We start from the raw sequence: 13,861 nt of genomic DNA, 5'->3' as shown, positions 1-13,861 counted from the left end.
GTCGATTCACGTTGGCGCCGGCCGGGGGCCGGGGAGGTTGAAGCGCGCCATGCCCGGCAGGTAGTCTGACGGGACTCGATCGTATTGGAAAAATCGAGAATTTCGCGCGCGGTTGCAGGCGCGACGAGGCGATGATGCGACGCAATGGAATGGGTGCGCTGATCCTGGCAGCGCTGCTGGTGCTGGGAGCCGGCTGGGGATGCGGGTCGGAGACGCCCGGGGTGGAGGCGCCGCCGCGGGTGGTGCGGGCGTTGTGGAACCCGACCTCCGGAGAGCTCCCGACGCCCACCGATCTTTTGCGCGACGACGATCTCGGGCGGCTCAATCTGCCGGTGGGCGACGCGCTCTCGGACGCGGAGCGGGAGTTTCGCACCTACCTCAACACGCTCGACGCCTATCCGCTGAGCAGCGCGATGCGCTTTCCGCTCTCGGGGCCGGTGCAGGAGAGCTCGCTTCTGGGGGCGGTGGTGATGGTCGAAGAGCCCGGGATGCGTACGGTGCAAGTGCGCCCGCGTTATGACGCGGAGCTTGAGGCGGTGATCGTGGAGCTGGCCGAGGGCGAAGCTCTGCAGCCGGGGCGGCGCTACACCCTTGGGCTTCGGGGGTACGCGGGGGGGGCGCGCGGCGCAGGCGGTGAGCTGCTTGTGGCCGACGCGGCCTTCTTTTTGTTGCGCAGCGAGGAGCGGCTCACCGAACACCCCGACGCGCTCCCCGGGGCGACGCGCGCCGAGCGCGAGGCGCTGGCCGCCGAGCTTACGGCGCTGCAGGAGGACTACATCCCGGCGATGGAGGTGCTGGCGTCGCGCGGCATCCCGCGTGAGGAGATCGCGGCGATGACGCAGTTTACCACCACGAGCCTGCCGGCCATCGCGTTTGACAGCGCGTCGGGTCGGGCGCCGCTGCCCAACGCCCTGCTCACCGACGAGACGGGGCGTGTGGCGCTGCCGGTGGACGCCGATGATCCTGGCGAGCGGGCCGAGATCTTGCGCGGGCTCAACGGCTACGACGGGTTTTCGATCTCCGGGGCGATGCGGGTTGAGAGCACCGCGAGCTTTGGGGAGGGGGTGGGGCAGGGGGCCGAGCTGCGGGTTTTTCGCTTAAGGGAAAGCGGGCGCTGGGAGGAGGTCGTCGATCTGGAGCGGGGGCGTTTTGACGACGCCTCCACCCTCTGGGTGCGCCCGCGTCTGACGCTGGAGCCTCAGACGACCTACGCCTACGTGGTGGCGGGTGACGTGCCGGCGGCCGACGGTCGGGCGCACAGGCCGCAGCCCCTGGGCGCGATGCTGATGCTGGAGGCGCCGCTGGTGGCGGGCGGTCGCTCGGAGCTCGGGGGGCTCACCGACTCGGAGGCGCAGCGCCTGGAGCCTGTGCGCGCCGAGGTCGACGGGCTGCTTCGCCAGCTGGAGGCCGAGGAGGGCCTCGATCGCAGCACGCTGGCGGCGGCGGTCCCCTTTAAAACGGCCTCGTCGGCCAGCACGCTGCTCGCCAGACGGCAAAAGCTCTACGACGACGAGGTGCGCACTTCCGTCATCAGCCTCGAGGTCACCGAGCCCTCCGGGGGCACGCGTCTTTTGCTCAACAGCGTCGACGCGGTGGTGCGCGGTCAGATGTTTGTGGCCGACCACCTCGACCCGGCCACGCGCGCCTTTTTCCCGGACGGGCGCTACGAGGAGCGGGCGGTGGATTTTGTGATGACCTTGCCGAAAGACGTCTCGGTGGCCGAGCCCCTGCCGGTGGTGCTCTTTGGGCACGGGCTGATGACCAGCCGCGAGCTGCTGTACTTGATCGCCGAGCCTCTGGCCGCCGCCGGCTACGCGGCCTTCGCGCTGGATCTGCCCTACCACGGGGAGCGTGCGGTGTGTCTCACCGACCAGAACTGCGAGGGAAACGCCACCTGCGACGCGCTCGGCCGGTGTCTTTATGCCGATGGCAGCCGCGGGCGCATCAACCGGGTGGAGGTGCCCTGGCTTTTGAGCCTGGGCAACCAGTTCGATGAGTTGTTGTCGTATCCGAGCACGAGCGGCACGGTGTTCATCGATATGGAGCGTCTTTTTGGCACCCGCGACCACTTTGCCCAGGCGGTGCTCGACCTGCAGCAGGCCGTGCGCGTCTTGCAGAGCGATGACATGGAGCAGGCTATCGTGGACACCACCGGGCTCTGGGTGGGCGATGAGATCGTGTATCTGGGCATGAGCCTCGGGGGCATCCTGGGGTCGTCGCTCTCGGCAGTGGAGCCGGAGATCGTCAATTTTGTGCTCAACGTGCCCGCCGCTGATCTGGTGCGCATCATTGAGCACTCGGTGTCGTTTGAGACGGCCTTTGAGCATGCGTTGCACGCGCGCGGCATCGAGCATGGGAGCGACGCCTACGTTGAGTTTGTGCAGGCCCTGCGCTGGATTCTGGACCCGGTCGACCCCTTGAACCTCGTGCAGCACACGCTTCTGCAACCTTTGCCCGGGCATCCGACGCGGCGAGTGCTGATTCAGATGGCGTCGGGCGACCGGGTGGTGCCGAATGAGGGCACCCGGGCGCTCTCGGAGCGCATGGGGGTGGCGATCACGGAGTACGAGCCCGGGCTGACCGACCACGGGTTTTTGTTCAATCCCAACCCGCTGGCCTACGGCTCGCGCACCGCGCGCGAAGACATGGTCGAATTTTTCAATCAGAGGTGAGTGTGACTGGCTGGTGGCGTGGTGATGACAACAGGATGGGAGCGGGGATGAGGGCAGCAGCTGAGAGATGTGCGGCAGCGAAGGCGCTGAGCGTGGCGGCGTTGGGGGTGATGTGCCTGTGGGGCGCGCCGGCGCTGGCCGGCGGCTATGCGCAGGGCACCCAGGGTGCGGCCTCGGCAGGCGTCGCCGGCGCGATGACAGCGAGGCCGGACTCGCCGGAGGCCGGCTATTACAATCCGGCCGGGCTGGCGTTGCGTCCCGGGTGGGGCGCGATGGTGGGCACGGGGGCGATCTTTCCGACCCTCTTTCACGTGGATCCGGAGAGCGGGGAGCGCACCCGCGCCGAGAACGATCTGGCGTTTGTGCCGCACCTGCACGCCAGCTGGCGGCCCGGGGAGCGGGTGGGCCTGGGGTTGAGCGTGGGCGTGCCTTACGGGAGCAGCCTGCGCTGGCCCGAGAACTGGGAGGGGCGCTTTGAGGCGCAGGCGGTGAGTCTGCGGGCCTTTGAGGCGGCGCCTTCGCTGGCGATCCGGCCTACGCGCTGGCTGGCGTTTGGGGCGGGGCCGCGCGTGCTGCTGGGCAGCATCGGCCTTGAGCGCCAGATCGACGTGGCCCGCAGCGGTGAAGAGGCCCGTGTGCAGCTCTCGGCCAACGCCTGGGGCCTGGGAGCGCAGGCGGGCGTGTGGGTGGCGCCCACCCGTCGCTTAAGTTTCGGCCTGAGCTGGCGCTCCACCGTACGCCTGAATTTTTCGGGCATCGCCGACTTTAGCGATGTGCCGCCGGAGCTCTCCGAGCAGGCCCGCGACACCGCCTTCACCACCACCATCGTGCTGCCGGACCGCATCGTGCTCGGCGGCGCCTGGGAGCTCGGGGCCGACGCCATCGTCAGCCTGGATGTGGAGTACAACCGCTGGAGCGCCAACGAGCATTTTGAGGTCGACTTCGAAGACGAGCAGGTCGACGACATCAATGAGGCCCGCGGCTGGCGCGATACCTTCGGGATGCGCGTCGGCGTCGAATACGCCTCCCCACAGGGCGGGCTGGTGATGCGCTCGGGCTTCGCCATCGACCCATCGCCGGCCCCTGCCGAGGCCATCAGCCCCGCCCAGCCCGACACCGACCGCTACATCGCCTCCCTCGGCGTTGCCTACGATGTCGACGACCACCTCCAGGTCAACCTCGCCTACAACTACGTGATCCTGAGCCAGAACGCCGCCGGCGCCGACGCCTACCCGGGCATTTACGATGGGTTTGCGCATGTGTTGGTGTTGAGTTTGCTGGCGAAGTAGCCGGGGCGACGTGACGCGGGCGATGCGTCGATGCGGTGGTGTCTTGACACAAAACCTCCCCGGGGCGACCGTTGCGCAACATAACGCAACACCACCCCAGGGAGGACGTCCATGACACAGGTCGATAACACCCCCGAGCGCGGCTACTCCGAGCGCTTCGACGAAGCTCTGAGCTGCGCGAGCCGCTGGCACCGCGCGCAGACCCGCAAGGGCAAAAAGACCCCTTACATCAACCACCTGATGGCCGTGGCCGCGCTTGTCGGCAGCAACGGCGGCAGCGAAGACCAGGTCATCGGCGCGCTTTTGCACGACGCCATCGAAGACTGCGTCGGTGAGATCCCCGACATCGCCGCGCAGATTTTAGAGCGCTTCGGACCCGAGGTGCTCTTTATCGTGGAGGGCTGCACCGACGCCTACGAAGACCCCAAGCCCCCGTGGCAGCCCCGCAAAGAAGCCTACCTCGCCCACCTTCGCGAGCTCCCCGACGACTCGCCAATCCTGCTCGTGTCCCTGGCCGATAAGGTGCATAACGCCGCGTCGATCGTGCGTGACTTGCAGGCGGTGGGCGACGCGCTCTGGGAGCGTTTTTCGGCCAGCAAAGAGCAGTCGATCTGGTACTACCGATGTCTGGCCGAGATCTTTGAGGCGAAGATGCCCGGGTATCTGAGCGGGGAGCTCAGGCGCCTGGTGGGGGAGATGGACTGAAGTTGAAGCCTCCTCGCCCTGCCTGGCGTGCCACAGCGTCGCCCGCGTGTAGGCCCCGACTTGCCCCCCACCTCCCAGCTTTGGTAGTTAACCTTCCGGTTAATGCCACGCACGCTTCGCCGACCCAGGGTCGGCACGACGCTTTGAGCTGATGGTGATGCCGCCGACGAACGCGGCGTCAACGCCAGCTCCCAACGTCGAACTCACCTCCCCACAGGACCTGTGGCCCGGGAGGGGAGCGATCGTTTGCGATCGCGGCGCGCGCGTGGCCTGGGTTGTGTGGGTCTTGCGAGAAGGGTGTAGCGATGAAGACGAGCTGGAAGGTTGGGCGCGCCGCGCTGGCGCTTTGTGTGATGACGTGCGTGGTGGGCTGCGCCGACGGTGGCATCTTTGGCGGCTCGGGCGGTGACGACGACATCCGCGTCGACACGCGCCCCGATACGGGAGATGCGCCCGACGCCGGCAACCTCCCGGACGCTGGCGAGGACGCGGGCCTGGACGACGCCGGCGATGTTCCGGACGCCGACGATGAGCCCGATGCCGACACCGACACCGAGCCTGACACCGACGTCGAGCCCGAGCTGACCTGCGCCGATATTCTGGACACCGCCTCCACCTGGACCCTGCCGCTGGTCGGCCAGGCACAGCTTCAGGCGCGCGCCGCCTTCGATGGGGAGGGCGTGTGGGTGACCTACGTGCAGCGCCCCGGTGAGTCCGGCACACCGGAGCGGGTGTACGCCGCAAAAATGGGCTGCGACGCTGAGCTTCTGGTCGAGCCCTTTGAGGTCTCTACCTCGCCAGAGGTTCGTAGCCTTCAACCTTCGTTGGCCCTCAGTGAGACGACGCTTTTTGTGGTCTGGAGCGAAGATGACCTCGAGGGCACCGTTCGCGCTCGCGCTTTTGATCTGGATGGCACCCCGCGCCAGGTGGAGTCGTTCGAGGTGACGCCCGTGCTGAGCTCCGGCGATGCGATCAACACCATCTGGCAGCCCGACGTCGCCGTCCTCGACGACAACGAAGCCATACTCGCCGCCTCCGCCCTCACCTCGGAGGGCGCCCGGCTGGTCTTGCAGCGCTTTGACGCCAACGGAAATCGCCTGCTCGACGGGTTCTTCCCCTATGCCGTCGACACCTACGGCGACCAGACCGAGCCGAGCGTGGCCGCCAACGAGAGCCGCCTGATCACCATGAGCTTTGTGGGCGGCGGCTTTGACACCCCGCGCGTCTACCACGGCCAGATCCTGGCGGGCGAAACCAAAGCCACGCCCGCGCAGGCCATCGTCGCCCACCCCACCATCGACCTGAACCGCGGTGGTCGCCTCTCCAAAGCCCAGAACAACGGCCGCCACTGGCTGGCGTTCAGCGGTGGCGTGGGCTTTGGCAACGACATCATCGTCAAAGACGGCTCACGCATGAGCGCGGGCAGCGACTACGCCTCCAGCGCCGTCAGCAACCGCGAGGCGCTCCTGGGTGACGTGGCCGCAAGCCCCACCGGCGGCGCGGTGGCCTGGATCACCCGCCAGTCCAGCGGCACCGCGCTCAACGTGCATGCCCGCCGCTTCCTCGCCAACGCGTCGGGCGACTTCATCTCCCAGACCGGCCGCCTCGACCTGCACACCGGCGACCAGGCGCGCATGCCCTACGGTGTCAGCATCGACCACGTGGCGGGCTCGGTCTACGTGGTGCTGTGGGGCCAGGGCGATGCGCCTAATACGCAGCGGGTGCAGGGGCGTTTTGTGAATCTCAATTGATGTTGAACAGGGGGGCGTTGCGGGTGAGGCGCCAGCCCGATCGTCGAGCGGTAAGCGAGAGCAAGTGCTCACGGCGCACAACCTTCTGTATTTCTGCGCATTCTACTTAGATGTGGAGCGTCGTTTTACGACACACATCGTGCCCAGAAGCATGAGCAGACTCAACGCAAGGTGCTCAGGCGTGGCGTTTCCCGTGCTGCCGCAACCTCTGGACTGCCCCGTGGGCCGATTGATGCTCTCGCTCGCGTCATCCTCGCGGTTGCCCGCGTCATTGCCCCCACCACCCGTATCAGCGAAATCATCTCCATAGATTGCGTCGAAGTCGCGCTGAAGCTCGGCCAGATCGAGCTCAAAACGTACCGAGACGGCTTCGGGATCGGTGCCTACCGGCCATATAAGGCCATGAAGCGTGCCTCCGTCGATCCAATTAGCGTTTCGGCCCGGCCAACAACTCAGTTCAGGCGAAAAGACCTCAATTTCACCGCTTGAAGTTAATGTGAATCCCGTGTTGGTGGTGTAATCGACAGATGTCGAGGGTGGGGCATCCACTCCGAGCCGAACTGCGACCAGGGCACCGTCATGGAGATCTGCGTGCCAGGCCTTCCACTCTCCGGGCACCGGAAGTATGACCTGCAAGGTGGCGCGGGCTCGCTGGTTGCGATCGAGGTAGTCGCGGGCGGATTCGCTGTCTTGAACGTAGGCCTGCGGCGTAGAGAACGGCAGAACAAGACGGTCTATTGGAGGAGGGTAGGCGTTGAACTGGCCGACAGGTTCGTCCTCATAACTCAGATCCCATCGACCGGTGTCGAGCAAGCCTTCGTCAGCGCCGTAGGTTGCGATCCCTTCCTGATTATCGAGAGGCAGCGCGCTTATGCGCGACAGCGAGACCGTGCGCTCGCCTGTCGCATGCGTGGCGATCAGGGTGTCAGGGTAGTTTTCTGGATCCGCTTGCCATAGCTCATCGGGGTAGCCGTGAACATAGAGCGTCAGCGGTTCTCCCTCGTCAGCCATGACTCCTTCGCCGAGCGTCGTTCCTCCCAGAATGTCAAAGGGGCAATACGGGGGCTCCATGGCGCCAGCTTCTTGACTGCCGCCAACACTTACGACGGTGATCGCCAGGATCACGAACGCGTACGATATCAATAGGCGATGTTTGGGCATGAGCAACTCTCAAGTGAGCGGTCGGCGAGCGCAGGAGCGTGGGAGTGTAGTGAGGGAGCATATGTGCTTCAAACGGCACCGCGCTCAACGTGCATGCCCGCCGCTTCCTCGCCAACGCGTCGGGCGACTTCACCTCCCAGGCCGGCCGCCTCGACCTGCACACCGGCGACCAGGCGCGCATGCCCTACGGCGTCAGCATCGACCACGTGGCGGGCTCGGTCTACGTGGTGCTCTGGGGCCAGGGCGATGCGCCTAATACGCAGCGGGTGCGGGGGCGATTTGTGAATCTCAATTGATGTTGAACAGGGGGGGCGGGTAGGGAGGTCACACGTGATGACAGGCTTCACCACAAGCCTGAAATGGTGCAGGAGAACGCTGATGGCGAGCGCAAAACATGAGCTGATCGCGTTTATTCGCGAGCTTCCCGATGACCTGACCTGGGGTGAAATGAAGCAGGAGGTTCTGTCCTATTTGCAGTATGTTCATCACGTCCGGTCGTTGGTGGAGCGTGGAGAGCGCGACATCGACGAGGGGCGAACGATGTCCCATAAATGCCTGAAGAAGAAGCGGGGGCTCGGTTGAGCGTCCGGCTTCGACTTACTCACACCTTCTAAGCTCAAGCCCCCTATTCCATGTCCGCATTCATCATGAACAAACCCCCCGGCTGCATCACCGCCCGGGTGGATTTTGAGGATCGCCCGACGGTCTACGACCACGTGCCGAAGCATTTTGAGCCTCTGCCGCATGTGGGGCGCCTCGACTTCAACACCGAGGGGCTTTTGCTCTTCACCGACGACGGCAAGCTCTCCCAGGCCCTGCTCAACAAGGACTACGTCGGGCCGACCTCGATGGCGGGGGACGCCTCGGATCTTTCACCGATCGAGAAGGTCTACCACGTCAAAGTGAAGGCGAAGCTCGGGCCGGACGATCCGGTTTTAGCGGCCTTGCAGGAGCCCCTGGAGTACGAGCCGGGCAAGTTCACGGCACCGGCGCGCACCGGGTGGGTGGCGGAGCGCTCCAGTTGCACGTGGATCGAGATCGCCATCACCGAGGGGCGCCACCGCCAGGTGCGTAAGCTCTGCGATCGCAGCGGCCTGCAGATCCGCAAGCTGCGGCGCGTTCGTCTGGGCCCGCTGGAGCTTGGCGATCTGAAGCTGCGCTGGTGTCGGCATCTGAGCGACGACGAGCTCAAAGGGCTTTATGTGGCGGCCTTTGGCCATGACCCGCGACCCTGGCCCGAAAGCTAAGTGGTTTGAGCCCAGAACAATCGCAAAGTCCCACCAGGTTTTTTTGTGGAGAACCCACCCAATCCGTAGGGAGGGGTCTTGTGCCCCTCCGGAACTCCCAGGGCGGGGACCCACAAGGGGTCCCCCTACGGTGGCAGGTGGTGGGAACCCCCTTTGCGATTGCCCTGAGCCTGAGTCGCCGCTTTGTTAACGATAGAAGGGGACGTAAGGGGTCTGAGCTGCGGATCTACCTGAGTAAAACGCCAACTCAGCCTGCTTAGCTGCGGATTTACCTGAGTAGAACGGCAACTCAGCCTGCTTAGCTGTGGATTTACCTGAGTAAAACGCCAACTCAGCCTGCTTAGCTGCGGATTTACCTGAGTAAAACGCCAACTCAGCCTGCTTAGCTGTGGATTTACCTGGGTAAAACGGCAACTCAGGGGTCTGAGCTGTGGATTTACCTGAGTAAAACACCAACTCGGTGTCCCGAGTCGTTGTCCTGAATAAAAAAACCGGCCGGCCATCGCGGCCAGCCGGTTTTTTGATCAGGGCTCAGGGAGAAGGTGCGAGCCTTCGTCCCCGGCTAAAACTCAGGCCTGAATCTTCGAGATATCGGCGACGCCGAAGAAGAGGTCGCGCAGGCCGCTCAAGAGGGCGAGCCGGTTCTGGCGCAGGGCGGTGTCGTCGGTCATGACCATCACATCGTCGAAGAAGGCGTCGACGGGGGCTTTGAGGCCGATGAGCTCGGCGCAGGCTTTTTGCCAGTCGCTCCTGGCGAGCGCGGCGTCGACCTCGGTGCGGGTGGAGGTGAAGGCGTCGAAGAGGGCTTTTTCGGCGTCTTCTTGCAGGAGCTCGGGGTTGACCTGCGGGGCGTCGCTGAGTTCGGAGGCCTGCTTGGCCAGAATATTGACGACGCGTTTGAAGCCGATGGCCAGGGGCTCGAAGTCGGCCTGGTCGCGCAGGCCGGCCAGGGCTTTGACGCGGCCGCGCACCGAGGGGATGTCGGTGACGCCGGCGGCGAGCACAGCGTCGACGACGTCGGTGGGGGCGGCGTCGAGCAGGAGGTAGCGCAGACGCGTCACGAGGAAGTCTTTGACCTCGGCGGCCAGCTCATCGTTGTCGCGGGTGAGCACGCCGGGGTTTTTGGTCTGGTAGGTGGCGATGGCCTGGTCGATGAGCCGGTCGAGGGTGACGTTGTATCCGGCGGCGTCGAGGATGCGGATGACGCCCAGCGCGGCGCGGCGCAGGCCGTAGGGGTCGGCGTTGGAGGAGGGCACAAGGTTGATGCCGAAGCAGCCGACGATGGCGTCGAGTTTTTCGGCGATGGCGACGGATGCGCCCACCTCGGAGCCGGGGAGTTCTTCGTCGGCGCCCTTGGGCAGGTACTGGTCGTAGATGGCCTGCGCGACGGCCTCGTTTTCGCCGGATTTAAGGGCGTAGGCGCGGCCCATCACGCCCTGGAGGTCGGTGAACTCAAAGACGAGCTGGGTGACGAGATCGGCCTTGGAGAGCAGACCTGCGCGCTCGGCGTCTTGAAGGGCCTGGCCCTCCAGTCCCAGGGTTTTGCCGACACGTCCAGCGAGCTCGCCGATGCGTTCGGTGCGCTCTTTCATGGTGCCGATTTTGGCAAGCCAGACCACGCGCTCAAGCTCGGCGACGCGTTCGGCCAGGGGTGTCTTGAGGTCGCGATCCCAGAAGAAGCGGGCGTCGTCGAGGCGAGCCTTGAGGACGCGCAGGTTGCCCCTGGCGACGAGCTCGGGGTCGCGCACGGGGGTGTTGTAGATGATGACGCAGGCGGCCATCAGGCCCGAGCCGTCGGGGTTTTCCAGCGCGAAGTAGCGCTGGTGGGAGCGCATCGAGCTGATGAGCACCTCGGGCGGGAGCTCCAGGTAGGCTTCGCTGAAGGGCAGGGTGACGGCGAAGGGTTTTTCGACGAGGTAGGTGACCTCCTCGACGAGCTCGGGGTCGTCGATGACGCGGGCGCCGATCGCCTCGGCGTGCTCTTTGAGCGCGACCTCAATGGTGGCTTTGCGGGCGGCCGGGTCGGGCTCGACGTCTGCTGCGCGCAGGTCGTCGAGGTAGCCCGAAATCGAGCTGACTTCGATGGGGCCGGGGGCCACAAAACGATGACCGTAGGTCGCCGTCTGGCTCTCCACGCCGGCAAAGCTCATCTTCACGAGCTCGCCGCCGGCGACGGCCACGATCCAGCGCACCGGGCGCGCGAAGCTCATCGAAAGATCGGCCCAGCGCATGGATTTGGGGAAGTTTAACTTCGCCAGAATTCCTTCGAGAAGGCTCGGCAAAATCTCGCTGGCGGGTTTGCCTTTCTCAAAGACCTTTGCGGCGATGTATTCGCCCTTGTCGGTCTCGACGGTGTAGAGGTCTTCGAGCGCGACGCCCTGGCCGCGGGCAAAGCCTTCGGCGGCTTTGGTGGGCTGGCCGTCGCGGTAGGCGGCTTTAAGAGGGGGGCCGGTGCGCTCCTCGCTTAAGTCTTCTTGAGCGTCGGCCAGCTCGTCGATCAGGAGCGTAAGGCGGCGCGGGGTGCCCATGGTGCGGATGGCCCCGTGGGAGAGGCGGGCGTCGGCGGCGGCCTCAACGAAAAAGTCGCGCAGCTGGTCGAGGGCGGCCGGGACAAAGCGGGCGGGCAGCTCTTCGCAGCCGATTTCAAAGATACATTCCATAGCGTCACACCGGGGTCTGAAGCGTTTTTCAATAAGTCTGGCGAGGCCGCCACTGGGCTCTTTAAAGCGAGGCGGTCGACACGGGGCGCAGAAGTCAGCCCTTTAAGAGCGGGAAGCCGAGGGCCTCGCGCTTGTCGAGGTGGGCGCGGGCGATGCCGCGGGCCAGGTTGCGGATGCGGCCGATGTACTTCTGGCGCTCGGTGACGCTGATGGCGCCGCGGGCATCGAGCACATTGAAGGTGTGGCTGGCCTTCATGATGTAGTCGTAGGCCGGCTGCACGAGCGCCTTCTCGATGAGCGATTTGGCCTGGGCCTCGAACTCATCGAACCAGCGGAAATGCAGCTCGGTGTCGGCCTCTTCAAAATTGAAGTGGCTGAACTCGACCTCTTCCTGGTGGCGGATCTGGCCGTAGCTGACGTCCTCGGTCCACTTCAGATCGTAGACGCTGTCGACGCCCTGCAAAAACATGGCGATGCGCTCCAGGCCGTAGGTGATCTCCGCGGGGATGGGGCTGAGCTCAATGCCGCCGACCTGCTGAAAGTAGGTGAACTGGGTGGCTTCCATGCCGTCGATCCAGACCTCCCAGCCTAAGCCCCAGGCGCCGAGGGTGGGCTGCTCCCAGTCGTCTTCGACAAGGCGCAGGTCGTGATCGAGCGGGTCGACGCCGATGGCGCGCAGGCTGTCGAAATAGAGATCGAGCACGTTGTCGGGGCCCGGTTTGAGCAAGACCTGAAACTGAAAGTAGCTGCCCAGGCGGTTGGGGTTTTCGCCGTAGCGACCGTCGGTGGGGCGGCGGCAGGGCTCCACATAGGCCACCTTCCAGGGCTCGGGGCCTAAGGCGCGCAGGAAGGTGTGGGCGTTGTAGGTACCGGCGCCCTTCTCCACGTCCCAGGGCTGGGCGACGATGCAGCCCTGCTCGGCCCAGAAGTTTTGAAGGGTGAGGATGAGATCCTGAAAAGTCGCTGCGCTCATGGTCGCTCGTGACAAAGTTGGGAGGTTCAATTTCTCAGACTGGCGAGGACATCAAAAAGGGTGCGCGCGCGGCGAAAACGACCCGGATACGATGGCGAGGCGCGCGTCGGGCGCCGTTTATAGAGCCAAAGAAGCCCTGCTACAAGGGGGCCACAGCATCGGGGTTAGAGAGGTCGCCGGGGCCGTCTGCCCGCGCCGGTTGCCGTGTGAGAGGGCCTTCTGTAGGGTGGCGGCCTTTCTGCGGCCGGGCCGCCCGGGCGCGCGTTTTCGTCGAGGTTGCGCGCTGCGATCGGGAGGAAAAACGAGCCCCGCAGAAGAGCCTTTTCTAACGACGACTTTTGAACGACGAGCGACACGCCATGGCGCAATCGACGATGAAAAAACCAAACGTGGCCCTGGTGGGGGCGACCGGCGCGGTGGGCCGCGAGATGCTGGCGATCTTAGAAGAGCGGAACTTTCCGCTCGGCAGCTTGCGCCTGATGGCCTCGTCGCGCTCGGCCGGGGCGACGGTCCATGCGATGGGCCAGACGGTCGTGATCGAAGATCTGGAAAAAGCCAGCTTTGAGGGCGTGGACATCGTGCTCAGCTCGGCCGGCGGCGCGGTGAGCAAGGCCTTTGCGCCGCGGGCGGTCGAGGCGGGAGCGGTGGTCATCGACAACACCAGCGCCTTTCGCATGGACCCGGACGTGCCGCTCGTGGTGCCGGAGGTCAACCCCGAAGCGATCGCGCAGCATAAGGGCATCATCGCCAACCCCAACTGCTCGACGATTCAGCTGGTGTGTGTGCTGGAACCTCTGCACCGGGCCGCGGGCCTTAAACGTGTGGTCGTGAGCACCTACCAGTCGGCCTCGGGCGCGGGTCAAAAAGGGGTCGATGAGCTCCTGGCCGGGGCGCGGGCTTACCTTGGCGGGGAACAAGAATCGGAGCCGGCGACGTTTGCGCATCCACTGGCGTTTGAGGCACTGCCGCAGATCGACGTGTTTATGGATGACGGCTTTACCCGCGAAGAAGAAAAGATGATGCGTGAGACACGCAAAATCATGGGGCTTGAGGGCGTGGAGATCGCCGCGACCTGTGTGCGCGTGCCGGTGGTGCGTGGTCACGGAGAGTCGGTGATGGTCGATCTGGAGCGGGCGTTGGGCGTAGAGGAGGTTCGCGAGCTTTTGAGAGAAGCTGCGGGCGTTTCGGTGCTCGACGAGCCCTCGAAGAGCGCGTACCCGCTGGCCCGCAAGGCCGCCGGAACCGACCCCTGCTGGGTGGGCCGACTTCGCCAGGACCGCGACCGCCCCAACACGCTGCACTTCTGGGTGGTGGCTGACAATTTGCGAAAGGGCGCGGCGCTCAACGCCGTGCAAATCGCCGAGGCGCTCATCGCGCAGTAGGGCGCGGGCGAGCTAACTACG

At 65.2% G+C, this 13,861-nt stretch carries 11 protein-coding genes; 8 read left to right on the top strand and 3 right to left on the bottom strand.

Translation table 11 applies throughout. The annotated features are described in order from the left end of the window. Positions 1-134 precede the first annotated feature (134 nt). The 4 genes from FRC96_RS21225 (at position 135) to FRC96_RS21210 (ending at position 6,417) form a co-directional block, all read left to right on the top strand. Positions 135-2,672, top strand: a complete 2,538-nt coding sequence (locus FRC96_RS21225) for a hypothetical protein (RefSeq protein WP_146977557.1) — start codon at positions 135-137, stop codon at positions 2,670-2,672. 47 nt (positions 2,673-2,719) lie between these two features. Beyond that, on the top strand, positions 2,720-3,961 hold the full coding sequence (locus FRC96_RS21220; protein ID WP_230470551.1) for an OmpP1/FadL family transporter: 1,242 nt from the start codon (positions 2,720-2,722) through the stop codon (positions 3,959-3,961). Between the two features lie 111 nt (positions 3,962-4,072). Continuing rightward, positions 4,073-4,666: an HD domain-containing protein gene (locus FRC96_RS21215; protein WP_146977555.1), complete on the top strand. Its 594-nt coding sequence runs from the start codon at positions 4,073-4,075 to the stop codon at positions 4,664-4,666. Between the two features lie 305 nt (positions 4,667-4,971). Beyond that, positions 4,972-6,417: a hypothetical protein gene (locus FRC96_RS21210; RefSeq protein WP_146977554.1), complete on the top strand. Its 1,446-nt coding sequence runs from the start codon at positions 4,972-4,974 to the stop codon at positions 6,415-6,417. Between the two features lie 102 nt (positions 6,418-6,519). On the opposite strand, the gene FRC96_RS21205 is transcribed toward FRC96_RS21210, so the two are convergent. Further along, entirely contained in the window at positions 6,520-7,578 is a 1,059-nt protein-coding gene (locus FRC96_RS21205; protein WP_146977553.1) for a hypothetical protein, read from the bottom strand. A gap of 89 nt (positions 7,579-7,667) precedes the next feature. On the opposite strand from FRC96_RS21205, the gene FRC96_RS21200 reads away from it, so the two are divergent. From FRC96_RS21200 to FRC96_RS21190, 3 genes are all read left to right on the top strand, one after another. Next, complete coding sequence (locus FRC96_RS21200) at positions 7,668-7,874, top strand: hypothetical protein (protein WP_146977552.1); 207 nt, start codon at positions 7,668-7,670, stop codon at positions 7,872-7,874. 82 nt (positions 7,875-7,956) lie between these two features. Next, entirely contained in the window at positions 7,957-8,160 is a 204-nt protein-coding gene (locus FRC96_RS21195) for a hypothetical protein (protein ID WP_146977551.1), read from the top strand. A gap of 65 nt (positions 8,161-8,225) precedes the next feature. Beyond that, positions 8,226-8,825: a pseudouridine synthase gene (locus FRC96_RS21190; RefSeq protein WP_230470550.1), complete on the top strand. Its 600-nt coding sequence runs from the start codon at positions 8,226-8,228 to the stop codon at positions 8,823-8,825. 569 nt (positions 8,826-9,394) lie between these two features. Here FRC96_RS21190 and glyS read toward each other — a convergent pair. Beyond that, positions 9,395-11,485, bottom strand: a complete 2,091-nt coding sequence (gene glyS / locus FRC96_RS21185; RefSeq protein WP_146977549.1) for a glycine--tRNA ligase subunit beta — start codon at positions 11,483-11,485, stop codon at positions 9,395-9,397. A 94-nt stretch (positions 11,486-11,579) separates the two neighbouring features. Then, on the bottom strand, positions 11,580-12,458 hold the full coding sequence (gene glyQ, locus FRC96_RS21180) for a glycine--tRNA ligase subunit alpha (protein WP_146977548.1): 879 nt from the start codon (positions 12,456-12,458) through the stop codon (positions 11,580-11,582). Between the two features lie 374 nt (positions 12,459-12,832). On the opposite strand from glyQ, the gene FRC96_RS21175 reads away from it, so the two are divergent. After that, positions 12,833-13,840: an aspartate-semialdehyde dehydrogenase gene (locus tag FRC96_RS21175; RefSeq protein ID WP_146977547.1), complete on the top strand. Its 1,008-nt coding sequence runs from the start codon at positions 12,833-12,835 to the stop codon at positions 13,838-13,840. Positions 13,841-13,861: the final 21 nt, after the last annotated feature.

It is taken from the genome of Lujinxingia vulgaris (assembly GCF_007997005.1).
Taxonomy (GTDB): Bacteria; Myxococcota_A; Bradymonadia; order Bradymonadales; family Bradymonadaceae; genus Lujinxingia.
Note: the sequence above shows the minus strand (reverse complement) of the source record. Positions and strands in the feature narration are given on the sequence as shown.

What these genes read in the sequence shown, in the direction of transcription:
- glyQ (WP_146977548.1), bottom strand. Translation starts at nt 12,458, where the DNA reads ATGAGCGCAGCGACTTTTCAGGATCTCATCCTCACCCTTCAAAACTTC.
- FRC96_RS21210 (WP_146977554.1), top strand. Translation starts at nt 4,972, where the DNA reads ATGAAGACGAGCTGGAAGGTTGGGCGCGCCGCGCTGGCGCTTTGTGTG.
- FRC96_RS21215 (WP_146977555.1), top strand. Translation starts at nt 4,073, where the DNA reads ATGACACAGGTCGATAACACCCCCGAGCGCGGCTACTCCGAGCGCTTC.
- FRC96_RS21190 (WP_230470550.1), top strand. Translation starts at nt 8,226, where the DNA reads ATGAACAAACCCCCCGGCTGCATCACCGCCCGGGTGGATTTTGAGGAT.
- FRC96_RS21225 (WP_146977557.1), top strand. Translation starts at nt 135, where the DNA reads ATGCGACGCAATGGAATGGGTGCGCTGATCCTGGCAGCGCTGCTGGTG.
- FRC96_RS21205 (WP_146977553.1), bottom strand. Translation starts at nt 7,578, where the DNA reads ATGCCCAAACATCGCCTATTGATATCGTACGCGTTCGTGATCCTGGCG.
- FRC96_RS21220 (WP_230470551.1), top strand. Translation starts at nt 2,720, where the DNA reads ATGAGGGCAGCAGCTGAGAGATGTGCGGCAGCGAAGGCGCTGAGCGTG.
- glyS (WP_146977549.1), bottom strand. Translation starts at nt 11,485, where the DNA reads ATGGAATGTATCTTTGAAATCGGCTGCGAAGAGCTGCCCGCCCGCTTT.
- FRC96_RS21195 (WP_146977551.1), top strand. Translation starts at nt 7,957, where the DNA reads ATGGCGAGCGCAAAACATGAGCTGATCGCGTTTATTCGCGAGCTTCCC.
- FRC96_RS21175 (WP_146977547.1), top strand. Translation starts at nt 12,833, where the DNA reads ATGAAAAAACCAAACGTGGCCCTGGTGGGGGCGACCGGCGCGGTGGGC.